Origin of the sequence: Paenibacillus sp. DMB20 (assembly GCF_000987955.1) — a bacterium.
Taxonomy (GTDB): Bacteria; Bacillota; Bacilli; order Paenibacillales; family Paenibacillaceae; genus Paenibacillus_AQ.
Genome location: NZ_LAZU01000025.1, coordinates 39200 through 59217 on the forward strand (window position 1 = coordinate 39200; position 20018 = coordinate 59217).

The following is a 20018-nucleotide window of genomic DNA, read 5'->3' on the forward strand; positions in this document are numbered from 1 at the left end:
TTTCTTGCTATAGTATAGGGGATTTGATGGAGATTTAAAACAGGAGGTAACGATGAGCACAACATTATGGAACCCGAAACCGGTACGTTTTTTAGAAGGGGAACGGATCTATTTAAGACCGGTGGGGCAGGAGGATGCCGAAGGGTATTTTCGGATGCTGTTCAATCCTGAAATGCGGCGACTGACGGGAACCCGGCAAGCTTTAACATTGGAAGGAATCCGGCGTTACATTGACGGGAAAACGGGCGATGCTTCGACCGTGCTGCTCTTGATCGCATTGCGCGACAGCGACGAGGTGATCGGAGACATTGCCCTTCAGGATATCGATCCGGCAAACCGGAATGCGAACATCCGGATTGCCATCGATTCGGAGGAGCATCTGGGCAAGGGCTTCGGCCCGGAGTCGATGCGGCTTCTGCTGGAATACGGCTTCGGCATTCTTAATCTGCACCGGATCGAGCTGCAGGTATTCGGTTATAACGTGCGGGCGATCAAGGCTTATGAAAAGGTGGGCTTCAAGCGGGAAGGGGTGCAGCGGGATGCGCTTTACTATAATCACCGGTACCATGATTCGGTCATCATGAGCATGCTGGAAGACGAGTTTAGGGCGCTTTATCATCAACAAGCGGAATGACTTTTTTCTTGAACGCAAGTATCATTATGTAGACCGTGGCCATAGACCGCGGACTGTTCACTTTGACCCGGCAGCTTCGCCTCTTGGCATGAGCTCCGCATCGATAGGAATGTAACCATCTGGAATAACCCGAAGAACCCACCTTTGCCAAAGGCGGGTTCTTATGTTATTACGGCTGCTTTTCAGGTTCGCTTGCCGCTTGCTTGAGAATAACGGGTATCCATATTTCGCTTTTGAAAGTGGGGGAGGTGACGTCTTTATTCTCGTTCCACAGCATTTCCGGACCTTCGACCTGTTGATAGTTTGAGGAGGGAAACCACTCGGAATAGATGCGTCCCCACACATCCTGCAGCGCGTCCGGAAACGGCCCCTTGGCTTCGAACACGGCCCAAGCGGAGGCGGGAACTTCAAGCTGCACCAGGTTATCCGGGCATGTTTTTGTGGTTGCCGCGCCAATGTAATGATCCAGTTCCCCTTTTTCTTCCATTCTGCCCTCGGAAAAATTCGTGGATGCGCTGATCAGCCCTTTGGGCTCGACATTCGAGAGAGCCTTTAGCTTTTGAATCGTTTCAAGATCCAAACTTTCCCACATCGAAGCGATTTCCGGATTAACGCCATTAAAAATAATGGGCACTCTTTTCTTGATCCCCACGATTCGGAAAGCTTCTTTTTCTTCGATTCGGTAATTCATTTCGCTTCCTCCTTTGATGGATAGCTGGAAGGTCATTCGCGGATAAGCTTTAAGCGGGCGGCCGCCCGCTCTGGCTTCGGACGGCGTGATCCCATGCAATTGCTGAAAGGCCCGCGTGAAAGAATCGGGCGAGTTATACCCGTATTTCACCGCAAGGTCAATGATCAGGAGATTGCCGTCTCTAAGCTCAAATGCTGCGAGCGTTAGCCGTCTGCGGCGAACGTATTCTGAAAGCGAAATGCCCGCAAGAAACGAAAACATTCGTTTAAAATGATATTCGGAGCAGAACGCCAGCCTTGCCGCTTCCTTATAGTCAATATCGTTCGCAAGGTTTTCTTCGATGTACTCCAAAGCTCCATTCATATGTTTAAGCAAATCCACTATATGACCTCCCTTTACCGATAGCATAGCATGGACCAAACGGATTCACCCGACATTTCGTGCACGATTATGCAGGGTCGACGGTGACCTTAAACAACGGGAAAGCGGGTGCCTATAAGTTTATAGCCAGCGAGTCTTGGACGGATGCCAAGAAAATGCGTTACGATGGAAACGGTTCGTTGAATATGTTCCAAGGTGGCTTGTTAAATATGATATCTTCCTTTTTGTCAACGCTGTACAGCGTATTTTTGCCGATTTCGCTTCCGGTGATCGGAGGCGGCTTGTTGAAGCGGTTCAAAGGATTGGAGACCAAGCCGTTATCCGCGCTTTCATTATATGTCATGAGTCCGGCGCTTATTTTTGAGACGCTTGAACGGGCTTCCATTACTTCAGGCGACATCGCGGTGACCGTGGCTTTCTGCCTTCTGAATATGCTGATCCTCTGGCTGCTGTGCGGCTTCGCGGGGAAAATGCTTAAGCTGTCTCAGCCGGAACGCTCGGGCCTTGCTTTAACGACACTGTTTACGAACAGCGTTAATTACGGCTTGCCGCTTGTTCTTCTCGCATTCGGGCAGGCCGGTCTCGACAAGGCTTCCGTTTACGTCATCGTCCAGATTATGATCATCAACACGCTTGGCGTTTATCTGGCGGCCCGTTCCCACTTCTCGGCGGCAAAGGCGGTAAAATCGGTATTTACGCTTCCGTCCGTGTATGCCGCCGCTCTTGCCGTGCTGATCCGGATGACCGGAGCGGCCCTGCCTGGAGCCCTGGAAACCGGAATCAGCATGCTTTCGGCCGCTTACGCACCGCTTGCGTTGGTTATTCTGGGCGCGCAAATGGTAGGGGTTAGGGACGGCCGCGAGGCCTCGCCCGTCACCCGGCGCGGGTTTTGGTCAGGCATGGCGATGCGTTTGGCTGTCGCTCCTTTGATCGCCTGGGCGATTTTGGCGGCATTATCCGTGGAGGGGACATTGTTTGCGGTCATTCTGATTTTGTCCTCCATGCCGGCCGCCGTTAATGCGGTGATTCTGGCCGAGCAATATGACGCGGCTCCAAGGCTCGTATCCATGTGTATCCTCTGGACGACGCTCGCCTCCTTTGTGTTTCTTCCGGTTCTGATCGGCATACTGTGAATAGTGCCGACGGGTTTGCCGATGATCGTATGGTTCAACCGTTCCGGTTGCGTGTATAGATAAACAAGCAGCGGATACCCGCCGCCTGCAGCCGCAGGCCAGAAAAGGGAGGTGGAGCATATGAATTCCCGTCGGCGCCACGACAATGTCGAGGTTGAAACGCGCAACGTAGAGGAGCGGAATGACTCCAGTCTCGTTGCGTCGACGCTGATCAAGTATGTTGCCTATCTGATTATCTTTTTCGGATTTCTTTATTTTCTGATCAGGTATGTGTTCCCGATGTTTTAAAGCATGCAGAATAACGATGAAGGCCGGACCCTTGTCCGGTCTTTTTAATGTGGGGAAACGCGCTTAAAGGCTTTAAATTGAACGGATATGCCAAACGGATAAACCAGAAAGTTCGAATAAGGCGGGAAGCAACATTTTAATATATTGACTTTCTTTTTCTCTGTAACTATAATAATTATATAAAACGAATTCTATGGTATATGCCAAAGTGAATGAAACGTGCGTGTGGATAGAATAATGAATGGATATCAATGAAGGAGTGAACAACATGTCAGCAGTGCTGCATCCGTCTACAGAGCTTGGACAGGTTTCTCTGCGAATCCGCGATTTGGCGGAATCCGTACGATTTTATACAGAGGTTGTCGGTTTGAAGGTACTTCGGCAGCAAGGAAGGACAGCGGAGTTAACGGCAGACGGCAATAATGCGCTGCTCGTTCTTGAAGAAGTGGAAGGACTGATTCGGCAGCGGGAACGGTCTGCCGCCGGATTGTACCATTTTGCGATTCTGGTACCGGACCGGCCAAGCCTCGGGCTTGTCGTCCGCAATCTTGCCGCGTTTAATGTTCCGGTCGGCCAGGGAGACCATTTGGTCAGCGAGGCTCTTTATATCAGCGATCCGGACAATAACGGCATAGAAATATACGCCGATCGGCCCCGGGATACATGGAAGCGGGATGCGAGCGGAGAAATCATGATGACGACCGATCCGGTGGATGTGGAAAGCCTGCTTGCGGTATCGGAAGGAGTGGAGTGGAACGGTCTTCCTGCCGGGACGGTGATCGGCCACGTGCATTTTCACGTGTCCGATCTTCAGGCAGCCAAGCGCTTTTACTGCGACATTATCGGCTTTGAACTGACGGCCCATTACGGCAGCGCCGCTTTGTTTATTTCGGCCGGAGGGTATCATCACCATATCGGGTTGAACGTATGGGCTGGCGTCGGCGTACCGAACACTCCCCGCAATGCCGCAGGCATGAATTATTTTACCGTCGTGCTGCCGGATAAGGAAGAGCTTGCCGCCGTAAGCGACAGGGTCCGAAGCGCCGGCTTGACGGTGCAAGAGCGGGACGGAGCTTCTTACGTGCTGGATCCTTCGGACATTGAAGTCCGGCTGGTTACCGCAAGCCGCTGAAGCAAGACGGCGTAATGACGGCTTCCCAAAATGCGCAGGAGTGAATAACGATACGGGTGGTTAGACATCCGTAAAACTCAGGAACCCTTGTCCTCTTTGAATACTTGAGGCACAAGGGTTCTTTCTCGTCGTCATCCTCTTAAATTCGCGCCAGCTCTTCAAGCGTGCGGATCACGTGATCCACCAGACTCGGAAGATCCGACATGTTGTTTTCATTGATCTTGTGAGGAAATTTCAGCTCGATCCTGTTGCTGAGAACAGCCGGATGATCCCCGAAAACATAACTAAGGGTTTGAATCGGCGGTACCTGGGGCTCCCAGATGACGTTCATCAGCTCTCTAATCGCATTGCAGGCGCTCTGGCCCTCGTCCACTTCCGTATAAAATCGCAGGGATAAGGCGCAGCCCGGAACATCTCCGGGCGTTTCCAAAATTTCCGCAGACAAGTCTTTCAAAAAAGCTTCCAAACGGATTTCCGCGGTAACGCCGGTTGCCGGAACCAGATCAAACCGGATGTTAAACTCCCTCGACATCACGGCCATATCCAGCCGGTCGCTTCTCCCGGTGACTAACACTTTTCCATCCAAATTATCCAGATCATAAATGATATTTTCCAAAGCAACCTTCAAATTTTCAAAAATCGTGGGATCGAACATCGGACCACTTCCTTCTTACCGTGATCAACACAGACTCGTGCATAAATATACCATACCCGCACCGGGGGATGGAACATGCATGGACATCGCTTGTATCCTAAAACGAATCGCATGAAAATTCAACCAAGTTTTGCGGAGATGCATTTGACTTGAACCAAGGAGTTTGATACAATCTTCCGCAACAGTAAAAATAATTTTACCGGTAAAATAATGTGAGGTGAAGGTATGGATATTACGGGAGTCTACAGGATCCAAACGCATGAGCAGTTGAAGGCCATCGCCGATCCCCTCCGGACCAAAATCCTGATGAATTTGGTAAAGAAAGAATACACAGGGCAACAGCTGGCCGAATTGCTGGATATTACGCGCAACAACATCTATTTCCATCTGAAGGAGCTTGAAAAGCATCAGGTCATTCATGTCGTGCGGAAAGAAGAGAAGAATGGAATCGTGCAAAAATACTACCGGGCGGTGGCGAGCCGGTTTATCCCGGACGAGCATCTGCTTCCAAGCGAGGATTTGATCGAGACGTCCAGGCAGGTATTCATGGAAACGGTTGAGGCGACAAGGTCGAAGATTCTGAAGGCGCCTGCCGAGTCTTTTGCGCTGAGCCGTTCGAATGAGCTTTTAAGAAAAAACATAGCAGCCGCCTACGCCTTGCAGGGCGACGAAGAAAATTTTACGGCGTTTCTTCAGGATTTCAAAGACCTGCTGCATAAACACTTCGGCAGCCTGAAGGAATCTCCCGAGGCGAGCGGACGGACAAAAAGCTATTACATCTCGCTTATCGGCTTTCAGGATAACGATGAGGACATTACATTTTCCAAATAAACGGAGGGGATTCCCAAATGAACGAGCTTCATGTGATCATCGACGATCCTTGGTTTACGGTAACCCAAATTGATGCGGACACGTTCGCGATCAGCGAATTCGGCCACTGGGAGAAGGTTCATTCCTTTCTGCTCATCGGTCATGAAAAAGCGGCGCTGATTGATACGGGCCTCGGCATCGACCGGATCAAGCGCATGTCGGACCGCCTTACGAACCTCCCGATTCTGGTCCTGACTACGCATGTCCATTGGGATCATATCGGAAGCCACGGCCAATTCGAGCAGATCTATGTGCACGAAGCCGAAGAGGACTGGCTTGTCAGCGGTATTAAAGGCCTGGGGATAGAGCAGATACGGAAGGATATTTCCAGAGACATCACGAGACCGGTTCCGGACACCTTCAATCCGCTGAACTATACGCCTTATCAAGGCAAACCGGCGGGACTGCTGCGTGACGGGGACGTGATTGAATTGGGGGGCCGGAGTCTGAAAGTTTATCATACGCCGGGACATTCTCCGGGTCATATCGCGTTGTTTGATACCGGCAGGGGATACTTGTTCACCGGCGATCTGCTTTACGACGAAACGCCGGTTTACGCTTATTATCCGACGACGGACCCCGTGGACTTGGTGAATTCGCTGGAGAGAATATCAAACATCGCCGGGGTGAAACGGATTTTCGGCAGCCATAACAGCATCGGGCTGGATCCGGCCTGGCTTCGGGTCGCGCGGAGCGCGGTCAAGGAACTGCGCGAAAAGGATGTTATCCGCCACGGCACGGGCATACATACCTTCGAAGGCTTGCGCATTCAATTTTAGGCGGGGAAAGCATAACAAAAGGGCGATTTGATCCCTGCCGCCACCCCAACAAGATGTTTTGGATGCGTCGAGGTTCCGTAACGAACGGCATGCTGTCACAGATCATGAACAAGCCCGCTTCCCTTGAATATCAGGAGAGGCGGGCTTCATTCGTTAACTCCGGTCGATGTTTTTGCCGTAATAAATTTCGTCCATTTCGAGCTTCAGACGCTCGGTGATTTCCTGCTGTTCCCGGGCAGACAGCTTGTCTTTCGTGTAACCGAACAGATAGTTATCCAAATCAAACTCTTTCAGCTTGCATTTGGTATGGAAAATATTTTCCTGATACACGTTGACGTCAATCATATGGTACAGCTCCTGCACCTCGTCCGGGATGTAGTTTTGAATGGAGCCGATCTCGTGGTCGATAAACAGCTTATGCCCGTTAATGTCCCGCGTAAAGCCGCGTATCCGGTAATCGATCGTCATAATGTCCGTATCGAACGAATGGATAAGATAGTTGAGCGCCTTTAGCGGCGAGATTTCCCCGCAGGTGGACACGTCGATATCGGCCCGGAAGGTGCTGATTCCTTCATCCGGGTGATATTCGGGATAGGTGTGGACGGTGATATGGCTTTTGTCCAGCTGGAGAACGACGCTGTCCGGCAGCGGTCCCGGCGATTCGTCGTATGATTCGTCCGGAACCTCGACGATCGGCCCTTCGGAAACGAGCACCGTGACGCTGGCCCCTTGCGGGACGTAATCCTGCTTGGCGATATTCAGGACATGTGCGCCGATAATATCGGATACGTTTTTTAAGATGCTCGTCAGCCGGTCGGCGTTGTACTGCCCGTCGATGTATTCGATGTAAGCTTCGCGTTCTTCCCTGGTTTTGGTGTAACAGATGTCATACATATTGAAGCTTAAGGTCTTCGTAAGATTGTTGAACCCGTGCAGGGTGATCCGCTCTTCCGATGCTGGTTTCATATGCGATTTCCCCTTATGATCTGGTTTGGATGACGACCGGATGCCCCTATGTTTTCCAATAGATCGCATTCTTAGTCGAAAATAGACGGTGTGAGGTTTCCGTCACCTTCTTCTTGTTCCTTACCCGTTTCACCGGAAAGGTTAACACGAGGGTTAGAGCTCCTGCTCTGCACGGAAAAAGCCGTCTCGCATTTTAATGCGGACGGCCTATATAGATATGCTTGTAACATGATTGCTGTGCTTGTGATGCGCCAACCATGCGGAAGAACCGGTCTACAGCTCTTTAGCGCCGGCTAGGGCCGTACCATGGATGATAAGCGTTTCGTCAGTCCCGACGTTTTGACGGAAGGATAATTCCATGACGTTGTCTTTGAAGGTGACGGCGGTCGTCATGCGAAACGGCGTTTCAACAAACTGCTGCGTGAGCACTAGCGTATCTTCCGATTCCCATCCGGCGTTGGCGGCGACCTGCTCGGGACTTCCCCTCAGCAAGGAAGTGCGGCTTTCCGCCCAACCGTCGGTTCCGTGGACGAGTACGTGCTCCCCGGTTGCATTTTGCATGGTTTCGGTGATACGGCCGTCAGCCGTTTCGAAGGAAAAAGTCTGCAGTCCAAGCCTATTCTCCTCCAACTGGTACGTGATTCCGGACCACTTCTGCGCCAATGGAGATTCAGGCGCATAACGTGGAAAACAATTACAATGACGAAAAGCTCAATCGTGGACACTGGTTCCGTTCATTTCTGTTGTCGAGCGATTTGAGCTTGTTTCGTGACAACTGCTCCGTGATTAGGGCGTTTAGCTGCCTACAAGCCCCTTTTGAAGCCCAATAGCGGAACCAGTGTCACGTTAACCGGTTAAATCCGCGTTTTTCGGGCATATAGCGGAACTAGTGTCAACATTAGCCGTTTTACGCTGCAGGCCGCTTTCCCTTGACAAAACACGAGGGGCGTCCCGGGTCCAAGGCCCTTTGGGGCCGCCCCCTCTTGCACGGAGAATAGCCGACGGCTCGATTCCCGCTTACTCTTTCACCGCGCCGAGCACGATCCCGTGCACGAAGTATTTTTGAAGAAACGGATAAATCGCCAAAATCGGGATGAGGCTGATGAAGATTTGGGCGGATTTTACGGTCCGTTGGGACAGGTTCTTGATCGTCTCGGGATCCATGTTGCTGAAGTCGGTCTGCACGACAATGGTTTGGAGCAGCGTAGCCAGCGGCAGCTTTTCCACCTCGCGCATGTAGATCAATCCGTCGAAGTAGGAATTCCAGTGTCCCACGATGATGAACAGGGTGATCGTCGCGATGGACGGCAGGGAAATCGGAAGATAAATTTTCAGGAACGTCTGAAAATGGTTGGCCCCGTCGATGACGGCGGCCTCTTCCAGCTCCCGCGGGATGCCCCGGAAGAAATTCAGCATCAGGATGATGTTGTACACGCCGACCAGGCCGGGGAGAATCAGCGCCCACAGCGTATTGGTCAGGCCCAGCTTCGTAATGAGAATGTAGGTCGGAATGATGCCGCCGCTAAACAGCATCGTGAAGATGAAATACCACATATACACGTTGCGTCCCCGAAAAATCTTCTCTTTCGAAAGGGCGTACGCGGCGCAAGTCGTCACGGCCATGCTGAGCGTGGTGCCCAGCACGGTCCGCTGGACGGAGACCCACATGGAGTTCAGAAAGTTTGGATTTTCAAATGTTTTTCGGTAAGCTTCCCAAGTGAAATCCTTGGGCCAGAACGTGACGAGCCCGGCGTTTGCCGGTGCCGGCCCGCTGAAGGAAACCGCCAGCAGGTGGACCAGGGGCAGGATGCACAGCATCGACAGAAGGATCAGAAAAAAGTGATTGAATGATGAAAAGACGCGGTACCCGAATGTTTTATGGTACATGTGGGCGTTAACCTCCTCTAAAAACGGCCTGGTTCAAGTAGATTTCTTATTTCTCAAAAAATGCGGTAATTGGCGAACCGGTAAGCCAGCGTGTAGGAAATGATGATCAGGAACAGGCTGATCACCGATTTCAGCAGGCCGACGGCCGTCGCAAAGCTGTATTGTCCGCTGAGCAGGCCTTCGCGGTAGACGAACGTGTCGATGATATCCGCCTTATCGTATACAAGCGAATTGTACAGGTTGAAGATCTGGTCGAAGTTGGCGTTCAATACGCCGCCCAGAGCCAGCGTGCCCACGACGATCAGAATCGGCATCATCGCCGGAATGGTAACGTACAGCGTCTGTTTCCAGCGGTTTGCGCCGTCCACCTCGGCGGCCTCATACAGGGAAGGGTTCACGCCGGCGAGCGCGGCCAGAAAGACGATGGTGCTGAACCCGAATTCCTTCCACACGTCGCTGACGATAATGACCAGCCTGAACCAGTTCCCTTCACCCAGGAAAAAGATCGGTTTGATTCCCAGCAGCCAGACGAGGAACTGATTGACGATGCCGGTTTGTGACAGCATATCCATCAAGATGCCGGCCAGAACGACCCAAGATAGGAAATGCGGCAGATAAACCATCGTTTGAACGGAGCGTTTGATCAGCGATTTCCGCACCTCGTTCAGCAGCAGGGCAAAGATGAACGGCACCGCAAGGTTCAGTACGATTTTGATGCAGGCGAAGAACAGGGTGTTGCCCACGATTTGTATAAAGTAGTCATTCTGAAGCATATAACGGAAATGCTCCAGCCCCACCCATTCCGATCCGAAAACTCCCCGCTTCGGCTTGTAATTCTGAAATGCCATCAAAATGCCGGACATCGGAAGATAAGCAAAAATAAACGTTAAAATGACCGCCGGCAGCACCATCAGATGCAGCATCCAGGTGTGTTGCTGCAGCGGATTGAGATATTTGCCGCTGCGCTTGCGGCGGGGAGCCGGTGCTGATGGTTCTGCGGACGGAAGAGACTGGCTCATGAGTAATGCCCCCTTTTCGAAGAATACGGTTTCAGATATACTTCATCTTACTAGCAGGCAGGGGCAGTGCCTATATGGCGTTGTTAGTCTGGTAGGGTTTCCTTAGGCACTTGGGAGAAAAGGGGCAAATCCAATGAATTTTCGTGGTAACCTGTTCAGGAAGCTGAATCTCGGCTTGGCGGTTGTGTTTTTGATCATCATGTCGGTTTACGGGATTGCCCACCAGCGCACAACAACGATCCTGCAGGATGAAATCCGCCGTTCCAGCCTGCAGAAGCTGATGCTGCTGACCGGCGAGCTGGACAACAAAGTCCAGCAAATGACGGATTTTCAGTTGATTTTGCTGACGGATTCCTCCGTAAAGCAGTTTGCTTCGGTTTATATGGATCCGATCGATTATGACCGGATCGAGAACCGTTCCGCCATTCTCGACAAAATGGCATATAAAGAAAATACGTTTGCCCAGTGGAAGAGCTCGTACGGCGTCTATTCCGTGCTCAATCAGGAGATGATCGCCCTCGACAGCCGCGTGTTCCAGAAAAATCTGTTTACGGACCGACTGTCCGCCAAATGGGAGCTGATGCCCAGCGGGTTGAAGGAGGGAAAAGGCGGAGGGCGCAGCTTTTACCGGTATGCGCTTGACGGCATTATCCGGGGTGATAAATCCCATCATGCGACAACGATCGTCGGTGCTTCCTTTCCGGAAACCAACATCAGGGAGACGCTCGACCGGGCGACCGAGGCGGACCGCGGCACGATGATTTTGTACGACATGAAGGATCAATATATCGGGGCCAGCGGGGCAAACCCGTCCATGACGGATTTGATGATCGGGCAGTTGAAAAATCGAAACGTCGGAAATTCCTTTCAGTTTACGTTTAAGGCGAAAGACCAAAATTATCTGGTGACCGGGGTCAAATCGAACAGCCTGGAGTGGTACATGATCGATTGCACCCTCCTCAGCGATGCCATGAAGCCGCTGTCCGTCGTGAACCGTTTTTTCTATGCGGTATTCGCCGTCTTGTTCATCCTTTCGATCGTGATGTCCTACATGCTGTACCGCCAGGTGCTGTCGCCGATGAAAAGGCTCATGCGGGGGCTGAAAGGCATTCAATCCGGAAATTACTCCATACAGATCAAAACGGACCGGAAGGATGAATTCAATTTCGTGTTCGGCCGCTTTAACGAGATGAGCAAGCAGATGAAAACGCTGATCGAAAATATACTGATGGAGCAGCTGCGCGCGAAGGATGCCTATCTGAAGCAGCTCCAGGCACAGATCAATCCCCACTTTCTGTACAATTCCCTCGGTTTCATCATCAACATGATCGAAATGAAGCAGGATAAGGCGGCCGTGACCATGGCCCATAATTTGAGCGATTACTACCGGTACATGACCCGAATCGATATTTCGGAGGTTCAGCTGAAACACGAGCTTGCCGTCGTGGGCAGCTATCTGGATATTCAGCGGATGCGGAATCCTCGCCTGCGGGTGGAAACCGACATTCCCGAATCCCTGGAATCGCTGATTGTGCCAAGACTGATTCTTCAACCGCTGGTAGAAAATGCGATCGTTCACGGATTGAGCGGGACCATCCGCCCGGCGTTGATTGCTATCCGGGGCGGAAGGCAGGGCGACTATATATGGCTTGAAGTAGAAGATAACGGCAAAGGAATGACCGGCAAGGAGCTGACGGAGCTGCAGCAGGCGGTCCTGGCGCCGGAAAACCCGCCGGTCGGCTACGGGCTGTGGAACGTCAGGCAGCGGCTTCTGCACCGGTACGCCGAAGGAGCGGACCTAACGATCAATCATGCCGGGGGCGGCGGCCTGGTCGTCCGAATCACGTGGTGCGGGCAGGCCGCGGAAAGATCCGAGCCGGAAGCGGGCAAAGGAGAGGAAGAAGAATGAGACATCTGATGATTGTGGATGACGAGGCACACTGGGTGGACAACCTGGCGGACCATAAGCCTTGGAACGAGCTCGGGATCGACGTGGTGCATAAAGCGTACTCCCCGTTCGAAGCGCTGGAACTTATCGATATTTACCCGATCGACATTGTCATTACCGATATTTCGATGCCGGAGCTGACGGGCTTGGAGCTGATCGAGGAGATTGCCAAGAAAAGGCCTGAAACCGTATGCCTGCTGCTGTCCGGCTATTCGGAATTCGAATATGCGAAACAGGCCATGAGCCTGAAGGCATTTGACTATTTGCTGAAGCCGGTCAAGGACGAGGAGCTGTTCCGCGTAGTCAACAAGGCGCTGGAGCAGCTGAAGCAGCGGGAAAGCGACCGCCGGGTCGTTCAAAAGCTGCAGTATTCCCTGGGCGAAAGCTTGCCGCTGATCCGAAGCCATCTGCTTCGGTCCGTGCTGACGGGAAGGAGGCTGTCCGGCCCATGGGAGGAGCAGGCGGAGCGGTACGGCATACCTTTCGGCGGGAAGGATTCCGCATGGATGCTGCTTGTCCGCCTGGAGAACGAAATGACCCCAGCCGTGCCGACAGACCAGGACCGCGGCTGGGTGGAGTTTGCCGTACTGAACATTACCGGGGAGTGGATGGCTCCCGAGTTTCACGTCTGGGGCTGCCGGGACGACCGGGGATATCTCGTCGTTCTGCTGAAGCCGCATGAAGGCGCCTTGGAGACAGAGGATGTGCTGCATCTTCTGGAAAAAGTGCTGCTCGGGCTGCAGCAGAAGCTGAAATCGATCCTGAAGGAGCCGGTGTCGCTGCATCTTACCGAAAGGCTTGCGTTTCCGGATGGCGTCAGCACCGCTTATGAAAAGGCCGTCGCCGCTTTCCGCCAGCAGGTCGGCGACCGCCGGGAGCTGATTCTGTTCGAATCGCCGTCCGCGAGCCCTGCGCCGAAATCGCTGCGGACGCTGCAATACGCGCCGAGCCTTCTGCATCTGTTGGAAATGTCGCAGTGGGAACAGGCGGAACAGCGTCTCTTTGAGCTGTTCGGGGAGCTTGGCAGCCAATGGCCGGAATCGCTTGAGCATCTTCTCGTCGCCGGCATGGAGATCAGCGGGGCTTACATCCAGCTGATTCACCGGAGCGGTTCTTACTTAAGGGATGCGGCCCCCGAGCTCATGGCGGCTCTCGGCGATTTTGTACCGTTTCGTTCCATTGCGGCGCTTCAGCAGTGGTCGATGGATGCGTTCCGCCTGATCCGCGAGTTGCAGAAGATGGAAGTGCAGAGCAGCAGGCAGTCGGTCATCCGCAAGGTGCACTTGTTTATCGAGAAAAACCTGCACATCGATGCTTCGCTTCGGGCGATCGCGGACGAGGTGCATATGCATCCGACCCACCTGTCCAAAATCTACAAACTCGAAACCGGGCAAAGCCTGAGCGAATACATGATGAATGTCCGCATGGAGCGGGCCGGCCGGATGCTGACGGAGACGAATTTGAAAATATACGAGATCTGCGAGGGGATCGGTTATCTCGACCCGGCTTATTTCATCAAGGTGTTCCGCAAGTATTACGGCATGACGCCGCAGGAATACCGTGAACGCCACCAGCCGCAGCCGTAATGAACAACAAACTCTTATCAATCACAACAAACCCTTATGGAAACGTATACACCCGGTTGTTAAGATGAGCCTATCTAATCCATTACCATTAAGGGGAGATCAGGAATGAAGAGAAATCAGTCATGGTTTAAGCTGCTGCTCATTTCCGTGTTGTCCGTCAGCTTGCTGGCGGCGTGCGGTCAGGGTACGGCAGAAGAGCCAGAGACGCCGCAGCAGAGCGAGGAGCAGGCGAAGTCGGCCGAACAGGCCGTCAAGGACGGAAAATACGAAGCCCCGATCGAGATTACGAGCGTCGGGCGCCAGCGCAAGTATACAAACGGGGACACGAAGGAGAACAATGTCCACAGCCGCTGGGCGGAAGAAAAGCTTGGCATCAAGATCAAAAACATCTGGGAGCCGGCGAATACCGACCAGTATAAACAAAAGCTTCAGCTGGCGTTGTCCTCCGGAGAGGAGATCCCGGATTTCGTTCCGTATTATGACGATCCCGTCGTCATCGGACAGCTGATTGATTCGGAAGAGTTTATGGCAATTGACGAGCTGTTTGAGAAGTACGCATCGCCGATCTATAAGGAACATGCCAAGAAGCACCCTGAAATCTGGTATCCGTATGCGAAAGACGGCAAGAAATACGCCCTGCCCATTTTGGAAAATTTGGACAACGACAACACCGTGCTTTGGCTTCGCGAGGATTGGATGAAAAAGCTGAATCTGTCCGCGCCTAAGACGATAGCCGATCTGGAAAACATCATGGAGCAGTTCAAGAACAACAATCCGGACGGCTATCCCCGGACCAGGTGTTCCCTCTAACGGGCGCCATGAAGGTCGGGTACAACAGCTGGATGGGGTCGCTTGAATGGGTGTTTGCCGCTTACGGCGAGGTGCCGGAGCAGTGGAACATGGCCGAGGACGGAACGCTTCAGTACGGCTCCGTTCATCCGGGGACGAAGCAGGCGCTGGCCAAGCTTCGCGAATGGATGGAAAAAGGCTACATTCACCCGGATACGGCGCTTTGGGACGAAGGCAAATCCGCCGAAATATGGACCAAAGGGAATGCGGGCATCCTGCCGGGTGCGCAGTGGGTTCCCGATTGGCCGGCTCCGGATTTGACGAAGAACGTGCCGCATGCGGAATACAAGGCATACCCGATCTGCGGGACCTGACGGAAAGATCGGAACCAAATGGAGAAGCAGTTCGGGCGCGAACGGCAATATTTTGATCAGCAAGCATGCCAAGCATCCGGAAGCGATTTTCGTATATTACAATTACCTGCTCGAGAATTATGCCAACCCGAAAGAGGGCGGAGAATTCGAGCACGGCTTCGCCAAAGGGTACGACTGGGATATCGTGGACGGAACACCGACAAGCGACCCGGCCAAAGTGAAGGAGTATAACAACGAGTTTATGTTCATTACCGGCTTCAACAACAACCCGGCCGTCATTCCGGACCTGTACATGTCGTCCCTGGTCAAGCTGGCCAATGGGGAGAAGCCTGCGACGCCTTACGAAAAGCTTTTGGCACAGAAGCGGAAGCCCGAGAACTGGTACGCCGCCAAAGTCGTGATGGACCAGAAGGACATCCGCCGCAAAAACTACTTCAACGGCGCGCGACGCCGACGATGCAGAGCAAGTGGAATCTGCTGAGACAGTCGGAATCGGAAACGTTCAATAAAATCATCTACGGCAAGCTGCCGGCTGACGAGTTTGACAAGTTCGTGGAAAAGTGGAAGCAAAACGGCGGGGAACAGGTCACGAAGGAAGTCAACGAATGGTACCGGTCCGTGTCCGGTAAATAATCCGAAGGAGAGGACGTCTCAAGAAGAGCGTCCTTTTTTCGAAAATTGAACAGGCAGGCATCGACATTATCCATTATTACGCAGCTTAACGTTTTTTCTCGCGAGAAACGTCTTCGTCCGGAACGGGAAAGATGCGAAGCCGTTTTTGCTCCTCATACGGAATCAAGGAAACGGGTGGGCGCATGAACAAAAAACGCAAGCTGATGATTTGGCTGTTCGCGGCCCTGTTTGCCGCAGGAGCGGCCACCATGTGCGGAACGGCACCATGGAAAGACGGACGAAATGGAGGAAGAAACATGCTTAATCAACTTCCGGAGACGGTGCAAGGAGGATATTTGAAACCGACGCTGACGGTCCGGGAATCCGGCGAGGAATACATCCCCGTGCAAAATGGAATACCCGTACCCACTTTTGAGCCGCAGCGCAGACGTACCTTGTCGTTGAACGGCGACTGGCGCAAGGAACGGTTTGACAGCGATCATGAGCTGTCCATGTCCCCCCGCAGCAAGGCGTGGGTACAACGCGTGGAGGACGCGGCCGGAGGGCGCACGACGTCAGGCTTTGACGATTCATCCTGGTGGACGGTCAGCCTTCCGCAGCCGGAGAACGGGATGACGGGCGAGGAGAGTCCGTCCGGCGCGGAACGTTACGAGAACGGGGTATGGTACCGCCGCACTTTTGATCTGGATGCGTCTTGGTCCGGTCGATCGGTTACGTTAAAAAGCCTGGGTATCAGCTATGTATGCGACATTTGGGTAAACGGCCGATGGGCGGGTTACCACGAAGGCGGGTTTACCCCGTTTGCCCTTGACGTCACTCCTCTGGTGAAGGAGGGGACCAACACCATGGCCATCCGTGTCGACAATCCGCCGTGGGGTTCGCGAATCGACACGATCCCGGCACTGAAGGATACGGACTTTTTCAACTACACGGGCGTCATTCAGGACATCTATCTGGCAGCCGCGCCGTTAACGCACGTCTCCCGATTGGATATCGTTCCCGTGAACGAACAGGGGCTTCTCCGGTTCAAGGCGGTGGTGGAGAACCGATCCGATCGCGATGCATCCGTTTTTTTGGAAGGACGGCTGTTTGAGGCCGTAACCGAGGAGGACCTGCGGCTGGCTTCTCCTTATGCGGATACGATCAAAGCTTCGGCTGCCGAAGCTGAAGGCTGGGACGCCAGGAAGATGGAACTGAAAGCCTATGGCAAGGCTGCCGTCGTCTGGGATGTCCGGGTCAAAGAGCCGAAGCTGTGGAGCATGGAGGAGCCGAACCTTTACGTGGCCGAGCTTACGCTGTCGAATGATGAAGGGGAAGGGCATTCCGATTCGCTGTCGGCCCAGTTCGGCATTCGCACGGTTCGCACGTCCGGCAGCCAAATCCATCTGAACGGCAAGCCGGTATTCCTACGGGGGATCGCCCGCCATGAGGAGTGGCCCGGATACGGGCGGACGGCGGAATGGGGGCGGATTCTATCGGATCTGCGGCAGGTCCGGGAATTGAACGCGAACATGGTGCGCACCGGCCACTACCCTAACCATATTTATACGTATATCCTGACAGACCGGCTGGGCCTGGCGGCCATGAGCGAGATTCCGCTGTGGCAGTTTGAGACGATCCATTACGAGACGCAGGAGAAGAAGGGCTTGTCCGATCAAATGTGGCGGGAAATGATTTTTTCCCAATACAACCGCCCCTCCGTGCTCATGTGGAGCACGCAGAACGAAAGCAAGGAAGTCAAGCTGCGCAAGGCTTACAACGAGCGTCTTGTCGGGGATGTGAGGGAGCGCTATAACGACGGGCGGCTGATTACGCAAAGCGCGGCGGCAGACCAGCCGGGCGCCCATGACGAGTCGATGGAACCGCTCGACGTGGCGGCGTGGACGATGTATTTCGGCATTTTCCACGGCGGCGAGCCGTACGAAGGAACGAAGCGCTTCCTGGAGGAAGCGCACCGCCTATGGCCGGACAAACCGCTGCTAAACACCGAATATGGGTACTGGAGCAGGGAAGATAATGGCGAGGTCGACATCCAAGAGCATATGTACAAGGAAACGTTCAGAGCGCTGACAGAAAAATCCGCGATCACCCCGGAAGCCGATGAGCGTCCGGACGGCTATCTCGCCGGGATCGACTATTGGCCGATGTACAACTGGTACGTGAATCACGGCCAGTGGGTGCAGACGATGGGGCTGTACCATATGGACCGTTCGCTTGAAAAACCGGTGAAGGAGCGTTTGAAGCGGGATTACGGGGCCATGGCCGGCCGTTGACGAAGGTAAGCGCGTGCCGGCCTTTTCGCCATCCTCAAGAATCAGATGATTCAAGAAAAGGACGGAGAACCTGCGAATTCGGGAATCGCAAACAAAGTTGGGGAACTGTTTAATGTTAAATAAACGGTGATATGGATGGGGCTGATTTACCGACTGAATTTTCAATAAAGAGCCAGCGCTTCTCCGTCTAGGGGAAGCGCTGGCTTCGTCTGATGCACGGTAGACTGCCAGGCGCATATCATCAGCTGTCCCAGTATGCCCTTAAGTCATTTTTCGCCAGCTGATATCCGCTTAGAACCGGGTTGCTTTCTCCATATCGGTACGTTGATGGAGATAACGCAAAAATTCGCCATAGAGATTCCTCCTTACTGGCAGCACAGAATGCCTTCGCCGGCTTCCATGCTGGATTTCAGGCTGCCCAGCATCTGCTCCCAGGCTTCCACATGCCAAGCCCTAGCTTGTTCGAAGTCCGCGGAGTCCCCCCAGCCGCTATGGCGCAGCCGGACGGCCGTGCCGCCGTCCAGCTTTTCCAAGACAACCTCAACCACCGTCAGGTTCCCCGCCTCATTCATCACTGCGGCGAAGGGGTCCGGCCCTTTCCACTCGAATGCCAACGTTTCAGGCGCATTCAGCCTTATGAATTTGCAGCCCTTGGTGCTCATGACGTCTTTATTGCCGGGGTTGAAATACAGCTCGAAAGCCCCTCCGACCTCGGGCTGAATGTGCGCCTCCGGCGCGAACCACTGCGTAATCCTTTCGCTCTCCGTCCATGCTTTCCATACAAGCTTGCGGTCGGCGGCAATTCGGATTTCCTTCACGATATCCATGCAGCATCCTCCTGTTTTCGCAAAATGATAAACGAAGTCAAGCCTTTAGCCGGATTATAACGCGTAAACGGATACGGAAATTCTTCTGCTTTGCGCTTTTATTTCCGGTTCTTCTTCTCAAACAACAGGAGGGGAAGATTGATGACGATAGGGGGATCGAAGGGAAGCGGCTCCCGGAGGGTCAGGCTGAACTGAAGGTCCGTTCCCGAATCGACCTGAATGGGCTTATCGTGTTTGGCGCGGAGAGTCTTGTCCAGCAGGTAATAATCCTTCGGATTCAGGCTCCAAGGGATACCGGCGGCAAGCAGGTAATACGTGCCGTGAGGAACGTCCGAAAAGGTGCATGTCCGGTTCTGCATGTTCAGCGCGCTTCCCGCCGCCGGCCTCCGGTCCGGAATGGGCCTTGGGAACAGGCCGACAAAAATGATGCCGCGAAATGACGGCGGGGCCTCGATACGGCAGCGGATCCTGGGGAGGGCTTCCGCATCCCCCTGTTCCGGAAAGGAAAGGGGGATGTCCTCATATTGGTTGACGTAACCGTGAAGGGTTCGTGACAGGGAGCGAAACTTTTTCGGGGGCAATCCCACGTAATCCTTAAACCGGGTCTGGAACGAGCCGATGCTGCTGAAGCCGATCCGCCGGAGCACCTTAACCATCAGGGACTGTTCTTGCAGAATCCGGATTTTTCCGGCTTCGATCCGCAGGGCGGAAAGGTATTGGCGCACCGATATTCCGGTAACGGCTTTAAACACCCTTGTAAAATGATATGGGCTGTAGCCTGCGTGTGCGGCTAATTGCGCGGTTGTGACAGGCTCCTCCATGTGTTTTTTCATGTACTCGATTACCCGTTCCACGGCAACCCGGTGATCCTCGTTTAGGGAAGGGGATGACGGAAGCTGCCGGTCATGGGGAGCGCCCGCGTCCCCCTGTTCCGTTGGGTTGAAACTTTTATCGTCCATAGTATCTCTCCGCCAAGAAATGTTTTCCAATTAACTATATCATACGCAGGCGGAGCGGACCATTCATCATTGCTAAATCATTCTTCTTGGTTGCCCGTCGCCGCAAAGCCCGGTAAACTTAAAGGATAAAGGTTTATGCCGACAAAAGTGTCCCCAAAGCGCCTTTAAGGCTGATATAAGGAGTTTTTGAATTG

Annotated in this window: 21 protein-coding genes; 13 read left to right on the forward strand and 8 right to left on the reverse strand. The window is 53.3% G+C overall.

Features of this window, described 5'->3' with window-relative positions:
- The first annotated feature begins 52 nt into the window (after nucleotides 1-52).
- Nucleotides 53-634 carry a GNAT family N-acetyltransferase gene (locus XI25_RS10960; protein ID WP_046678615.1) on the forward strand — a complete coding sequence of 194 codons (582 nt, stop codon included), beginning with the start codon at nucleotides 53-55 and terminating at the stop codon, nucleotides 632-634.
- A gap of 169 nt (nucleotides 635-803) precedes the next feature.
- Here the strand turns inward: XI25_RS10960 and XI25_RS10965 are convergent, their stop codons facing one another.
- Nucleotides 804-1706 (reverse strand): AraC family transcriptional regulator, encoded by a 903-nt coding sequence (locus XI25_RS10965; protein ID WP_046678616.1) that lies wholly within the window; start codon nucleotides 1704-1706, stop codon nucleotides 804-806.
- A gap of 209 nt (nucleotides 1707-1915) precedes the next feature.
- Here XI25_RS10965 and XI25_RS10970 point away from each other — a divergent pair, with 209 nt between their 5' ends.
- The 3 genes from XI25_RS10970 to XI25_RS10975 all read left to right on the forward strand — a co-directional run bounded on the left by XI25_RS10970 (nucleotide 1916) and on the right by XI25_RS10975 (nucleotide 4259).
- The gene (locus XI25_RS10970) at nucleotides 1916-2839 is read left to right on the forward strand and encodes an AEC family transporter (protein WP_046678890.1); all 924 of its coding nucleotides are present in this window, start codon (nucleotides 1916-1918) and stop codon (nucleotides 2837-2839) included.
- Between the two features lie 120 nt (nucleotides 2840-2959).
- Nucleotides 2960-3127, forward strand: coding sequence for a hypothetical protein (locus XI25_RS33685; protein WP_200901409.1), 168 nt, complete (start codon nucleotides 2960-2962; stop codon nucleotides 3125-3127).
- Nucleotides 3128-3395: 268 nt separating this feature from the next.
- Complete coding sequence (locus tag XI25_RS10975; protein ID WP_046678617.1) at nucleotides 3396-4259, forward strand: VOC family protein; 864 nt, start codon at nucleotides 3396-3398, stop codon at nucleotides 4257-4259.
- A 139-nt stretch (nucleotides 4260-4398) separates the two neighbouring features.
- Here XI25_RS10975 and XI25_RS10980 read toward each other — a convergent pair whose 3' ends face one another.
- Nucleotides 4399-4914: a hypothetical protein gene (locus XI25_RS10980; protein ID WP_046678618.1), complete on the reverse strand. Its 516-nt coding sequence runs from the start codon at nucleotides 4912-4914 to the stop codon at nucleotides 4399-4401.
- A 225-nt stretch (nucleotides 4915-5139) separates the two neighbouring features.
- On the opposite strand from XI25_RS10980, the gene XI25_RS10985 reads away from it, so the two are divergent.
- Both XI25_RS10985 and XI25_RS10990 read left to right on the forward strand, forming a co-directional pair.
- Nucleotides 5140-5745, forward strand: coding sequence for a winged helix-turn-helix domain-containing protein (locus tag XI25_RS10985; RefSeq protein WP_046678619.1), 606 nt, complete (start codon nucleotides 5140-5142; stop codon nucleotides 5743-5745).
- Between the two features lie 17 nt (nucleotides 5746-5762).
- Nucleotides 5763-6563: an MBL fold metallo-hydrolase gene (locus tag XI25_RS10990; protein ID WP_046678620.1), complete on the forward strand. Its 801-nt coding sequence runs from the start codon at nucleotides 5763-5765 to the stop codon at nucleotides 6561-6563.
- 153 nt (nucleotides 6564-6716) lie between these two features.
- Here XI25_RS10990 and speD read toward each other — a convergent pair whose 3' ends face one another.
- The 4 genes from speD to XI25_RS11010 form a co-directional block, all read right to left on the reverse strand.
- Entirely contained in the window at nucleotides 6717-7529 is an 813-nt protein-coding gene (gene speD, locus XI25_RS10995; protein ID WP_046678621.1) for an adenosylmethionine decarboxylase, read from the reverse strand.
- A gap of 273 nt (nucleotides 7530-7802) precedes the next feature.
- A complete protein-coding gene (locus XI25_RS11000; RefSeq protein WP_152669118.1) occupies nucleotides 7803-8192 on the reverse strand; it encodes a hypothetical protein in 390 nt (129 codons plus the stop codon).
- A 354-nt stretch (nucleotides 8193-8546) separates the two neighbouring features.
- Nucleotides 8547-9416, reverse strand: coding sequence for a carbohydrate ABC transporter permease (locus tag XI25_RS11005; RefSeq protein WP_046678623.1), 870 nt, complete (start codon nucleotides 9414-9416; stop codon nucleotides 8547-8549).
- A gap of 53 nt (nucleotides 9417-9469) precedes the next feature.
- Complete coding sequence (locus XI25_RS11010) at nucleotides 9470-10339, reverse strand: ABC transporter permease (protein ID WP_046678891.1); 870 nt, start codon at nucleotides 10337-10339, stop codon at nucleotides 9470-9472.
- A gap of 229 nt (nucleotides 10340-10568) precedes the next feature.
- On the opposite strand from XI25_RS11010, the gene XI25_RS31270 reads away from it, so the two are divergent.
- The 7 genes from XI25_RS31270 (at nucleotide 10569) to XI25_RS11030 (ending at nucleotide 18038) form a co-directional block, all read left to right on the forward strand.
- Nucleotides 10569-12344, forward strand: a complete 1776-nt coding sequence (locus XI25_RS31270) for a sensor histidine kinase (protein ID WP_052759558.1) — start codon at nucleotides 10569-10571, stop codon at nucleotides 12342-12344.
- Entirely contained in the window at nucleotides 12341-13969 is a 1629-nt protein-coding gene (locus XI25_RS11020) for a response regulator (protein WP_046678624.1), read from the forward strand. Before XI25_RS31270 ends, XI25_RS11020 begins: the two co-directional genes overlap by 4 nt.
- Before the next feature lie 105 nt (nucleotides 13970-14074).
- The gene (locus XI25_RS34510) at nucleotides 14075-14779 is read left to right on the forward strand and encodes an extracellular solute-binding protein (RefSeq protein WP_235439820.1); all 705 of its coding nucleotides are present in this window, start codon (nucleotides 14075-14077) and stop codon (nucleotides 14777-14779) included.
- A gap of 8 nt (nucleotides 14780-14787) precedes the next feature.
- Nucleotides 14788-15132 carry a hypothetical protein gene (locus XI25_RS34515; RefSeq protein WP_235439821.1) on the forward strand — a complete coding sequence of 115 codons (345 nt, stop codon included), beginning with the start codon at nucleotides 14788-14790 and terminating at the stop codon, nucleotides 15130-15132.
- The gene (locus XI25_RS34520) at nucleotides 15095-15613 is read left to right on the forward strand and encodes a hypothetical protein (protein ID WP_235439822.1); all 519 of its coding nucleotides are present in this window, start codon (nucleotides 15095-15097) and stop codon (nucleotides 15611-15613) included. Before XI25_RS34515 ends, XI25_RS34520 begins: the two co-directional genes overlap by 38 nt.
- On the forward strand, nucleotides 15589-15765 hold the full coding sequence (locus XI25_RS34525) for a hypothetical protein (RefSeq protein WP_235439823.1): 177 nt from the start codon (nucleotides 15589-15591) through the stop codon (nucleotides 15763-15765). The genes XI25_RS34520 and XI25_RS34525 overlap by 25 nt, the downstream gene beginning before the upstream one ends.
- A gap of 182 nt (nucleotides 15766-15947) precedes the next feature.
- The gene (locus XI25_RS11030) at nucleotides 15948-18038 is read left to right on the forward strand and encodes a glycoside hydrolase family 2 TIM barrel-domain containing protein (RefSeq protein WP_235439824.1); all 2091 of its coding nucleotides are present in this window, start codon (nucleotides 15948-15950) and stop codon (nucleotides 18036-18038) included.
- Between the two features lie 365 nt (nucleotides 18039-18403).
- Here the strand turns inward: XI25_RS11030 and XI25_RS11035 are convergent, their stop codons facing one another.
- Nucleotides 18404-18865: an SRPBCC family protein gene (locus tag XI25_RS11035; RefSeq protein ID WP_046678625.1), complete on the reverse strand. Its 462-nt coding sequence runs from the start codon at nucleotides 18863-18865 to the stop codon at nucleotides 18404-18406.
- A gap of 98 nt (nucleotides 18866-18963) precedes the next feature.
- Nucleotides 18964-19824 (reverse strand): helix-turn-helix domain-containing protein, encoded by an 861-nt coding sequence (locus XI25_RS11040; protein WP_082112326.1) that lies wholly within the window; start codon nucleotides 19822-19824, stop codon nucleotides 18964-18966.
- Between the last annotated feature and the right edge of the window lie 194 nt (nucleotides 19825-20018).

What these genes read in the sequence shown, in the direction of transcription:
- XI25_RS34510 (WP_235439820.1), top strand. Translation starts at nt 14,075, where the DNA reads ATGAAGAGAAATCAGTCATGGTTTAAGCTGCTGCTCATTTCCGTGTTG.
- XI25_RS11040 (WP_082112326.1), bottom strand. Translation starts at nt 19,824, where the DNA reads ATGGACGATAAAAGTTTCAACCCAACGGAACAGGGGGACGCGGGCGCT.
- XI25_RS34515 (WP_235439821.1), top strand. Translation starts at nt 14,788, where the DNA reads ATGAAGGTCGGGTACAACAGCTGGATGGGGTCGCTTGAATGGGTGTTT.
- XI25_RS10990 (WP_046678620.1), top strand. Translation starts at nt 5,763, where the DNA reads ATGAACGAGCTTCATGTGATCATCGACGATCCTTGGTTTACGGTAACC.
- XI25_RS10980 (WP_046678618.1), bottom strand. Translation starts at nt 4,914, where the DNA reads ATGTTCGATCCCACGATTTTTGAAAATTTGAAGGTTGCTTTGGAAAAT.
- speD (WP_046678621.1), bottom strand. Translation starts at nt 7,529, where the DNA reads ATGAAACCAGCATCGGAAGAGCGGATCACCCTGCACGGGTTCAACAAT.
- XI25_RS10970 (WP_046678890.1), top strand. Translation starts at nt 1,916, where the DNA reads ATGATATCTTCCTTTTTGTCAACGCTGTACAGCGTATTTTTGCCGATT.
- XI25_RS11005 (WP_046678623.1), bottom strand. Translation starts at nt 9,416, where the DNA reads ATGTACCATAAAACATTCGGGTACCGCGTCTTTTCATCATTCAATCAC.
- XI25_RS10975 (WP_046678617.1), top strand. Translation starts at nt 3,396, where the DNA reads ATGTCAGCAGTGCTGCATCCGTCTACAGAGCTTGGACAGGTTTCTCTG.
- XI25_RS34520 (WP_235439822.1), top strand. Translation starts at nt 15,095, where the DNA reads ATGCGGAATACAAGGCATACCCGATCTGCGGGACCTGACGGAAAGATC.
- XI25_RS31270 (WP_052759558.1), top strand. Translation starts at nt 10,569, where the DNA reads ATGAATTTTCGTGGTAACCTGTTCAGGAAGCTGAATCTCGGCTTGGCG.
- XI25_RS11020 (WP_046678624.1), top strand. Translation starts at nt 12,341, where the DNA reads ATGAGACATCTGATGATTGTGGATGACGAGGCACACTGGGTGGACAAC.
- XI25_RS11010 (WP_046678891.1), bottom strand. Translation starts at nt 10,339, where the DNA reads ATGCTGCATCTGATGGTGCTGCCGGCGGTCATTTTAACGTTTATTTTT.
- XI25_RS33685 (WP_200901409.1), top strand. Translation starts at nt 2,960, where the DNA reads ATGAATTCCCGTCGGCGCCACGACAATGTCGAGGTTGAAACGCGCAAC.
- XI25_RS34525 (WP_235439823.1), top strand. Translation starts at nt 15,589, where the DNA reads ATGCAGAGCAAGTGGAATCTGCTGAGACAGTCGGAATCGGAAACGTTC.
- XI25_RS11030 (WP_235439824.1), top strand. Translation starts at nt 15,948, where the DNA reads ATGAACAAAAAACGCAAGCTGATGATTTGGCTGTTCGCGGCCCTGTTT.
- XI25_RS10985 (WP_046678619.1), top strand. Translation starts at nt 5,140, where the DNA reads ATGGATATTACGGGAGTCTACAGGATCCAAACGCATGAGCAGTTGAAG.
- XI25_RS10960 (WP_046678615.1), top strand. Translation starts at nt 53, where the DNA reads ATGAGCACAACATTATGGAACCCGAAACCGGTACGTTTTTTAGAAGGG.
- XI25_RS11035 (WP_046678625.1), bottom strand. Translation starts at nt 18,865, where the DNA reads ATGGATATCGTGAAGGAAATCCGAATTGCCGCCGACCGCAAGCTTGTA.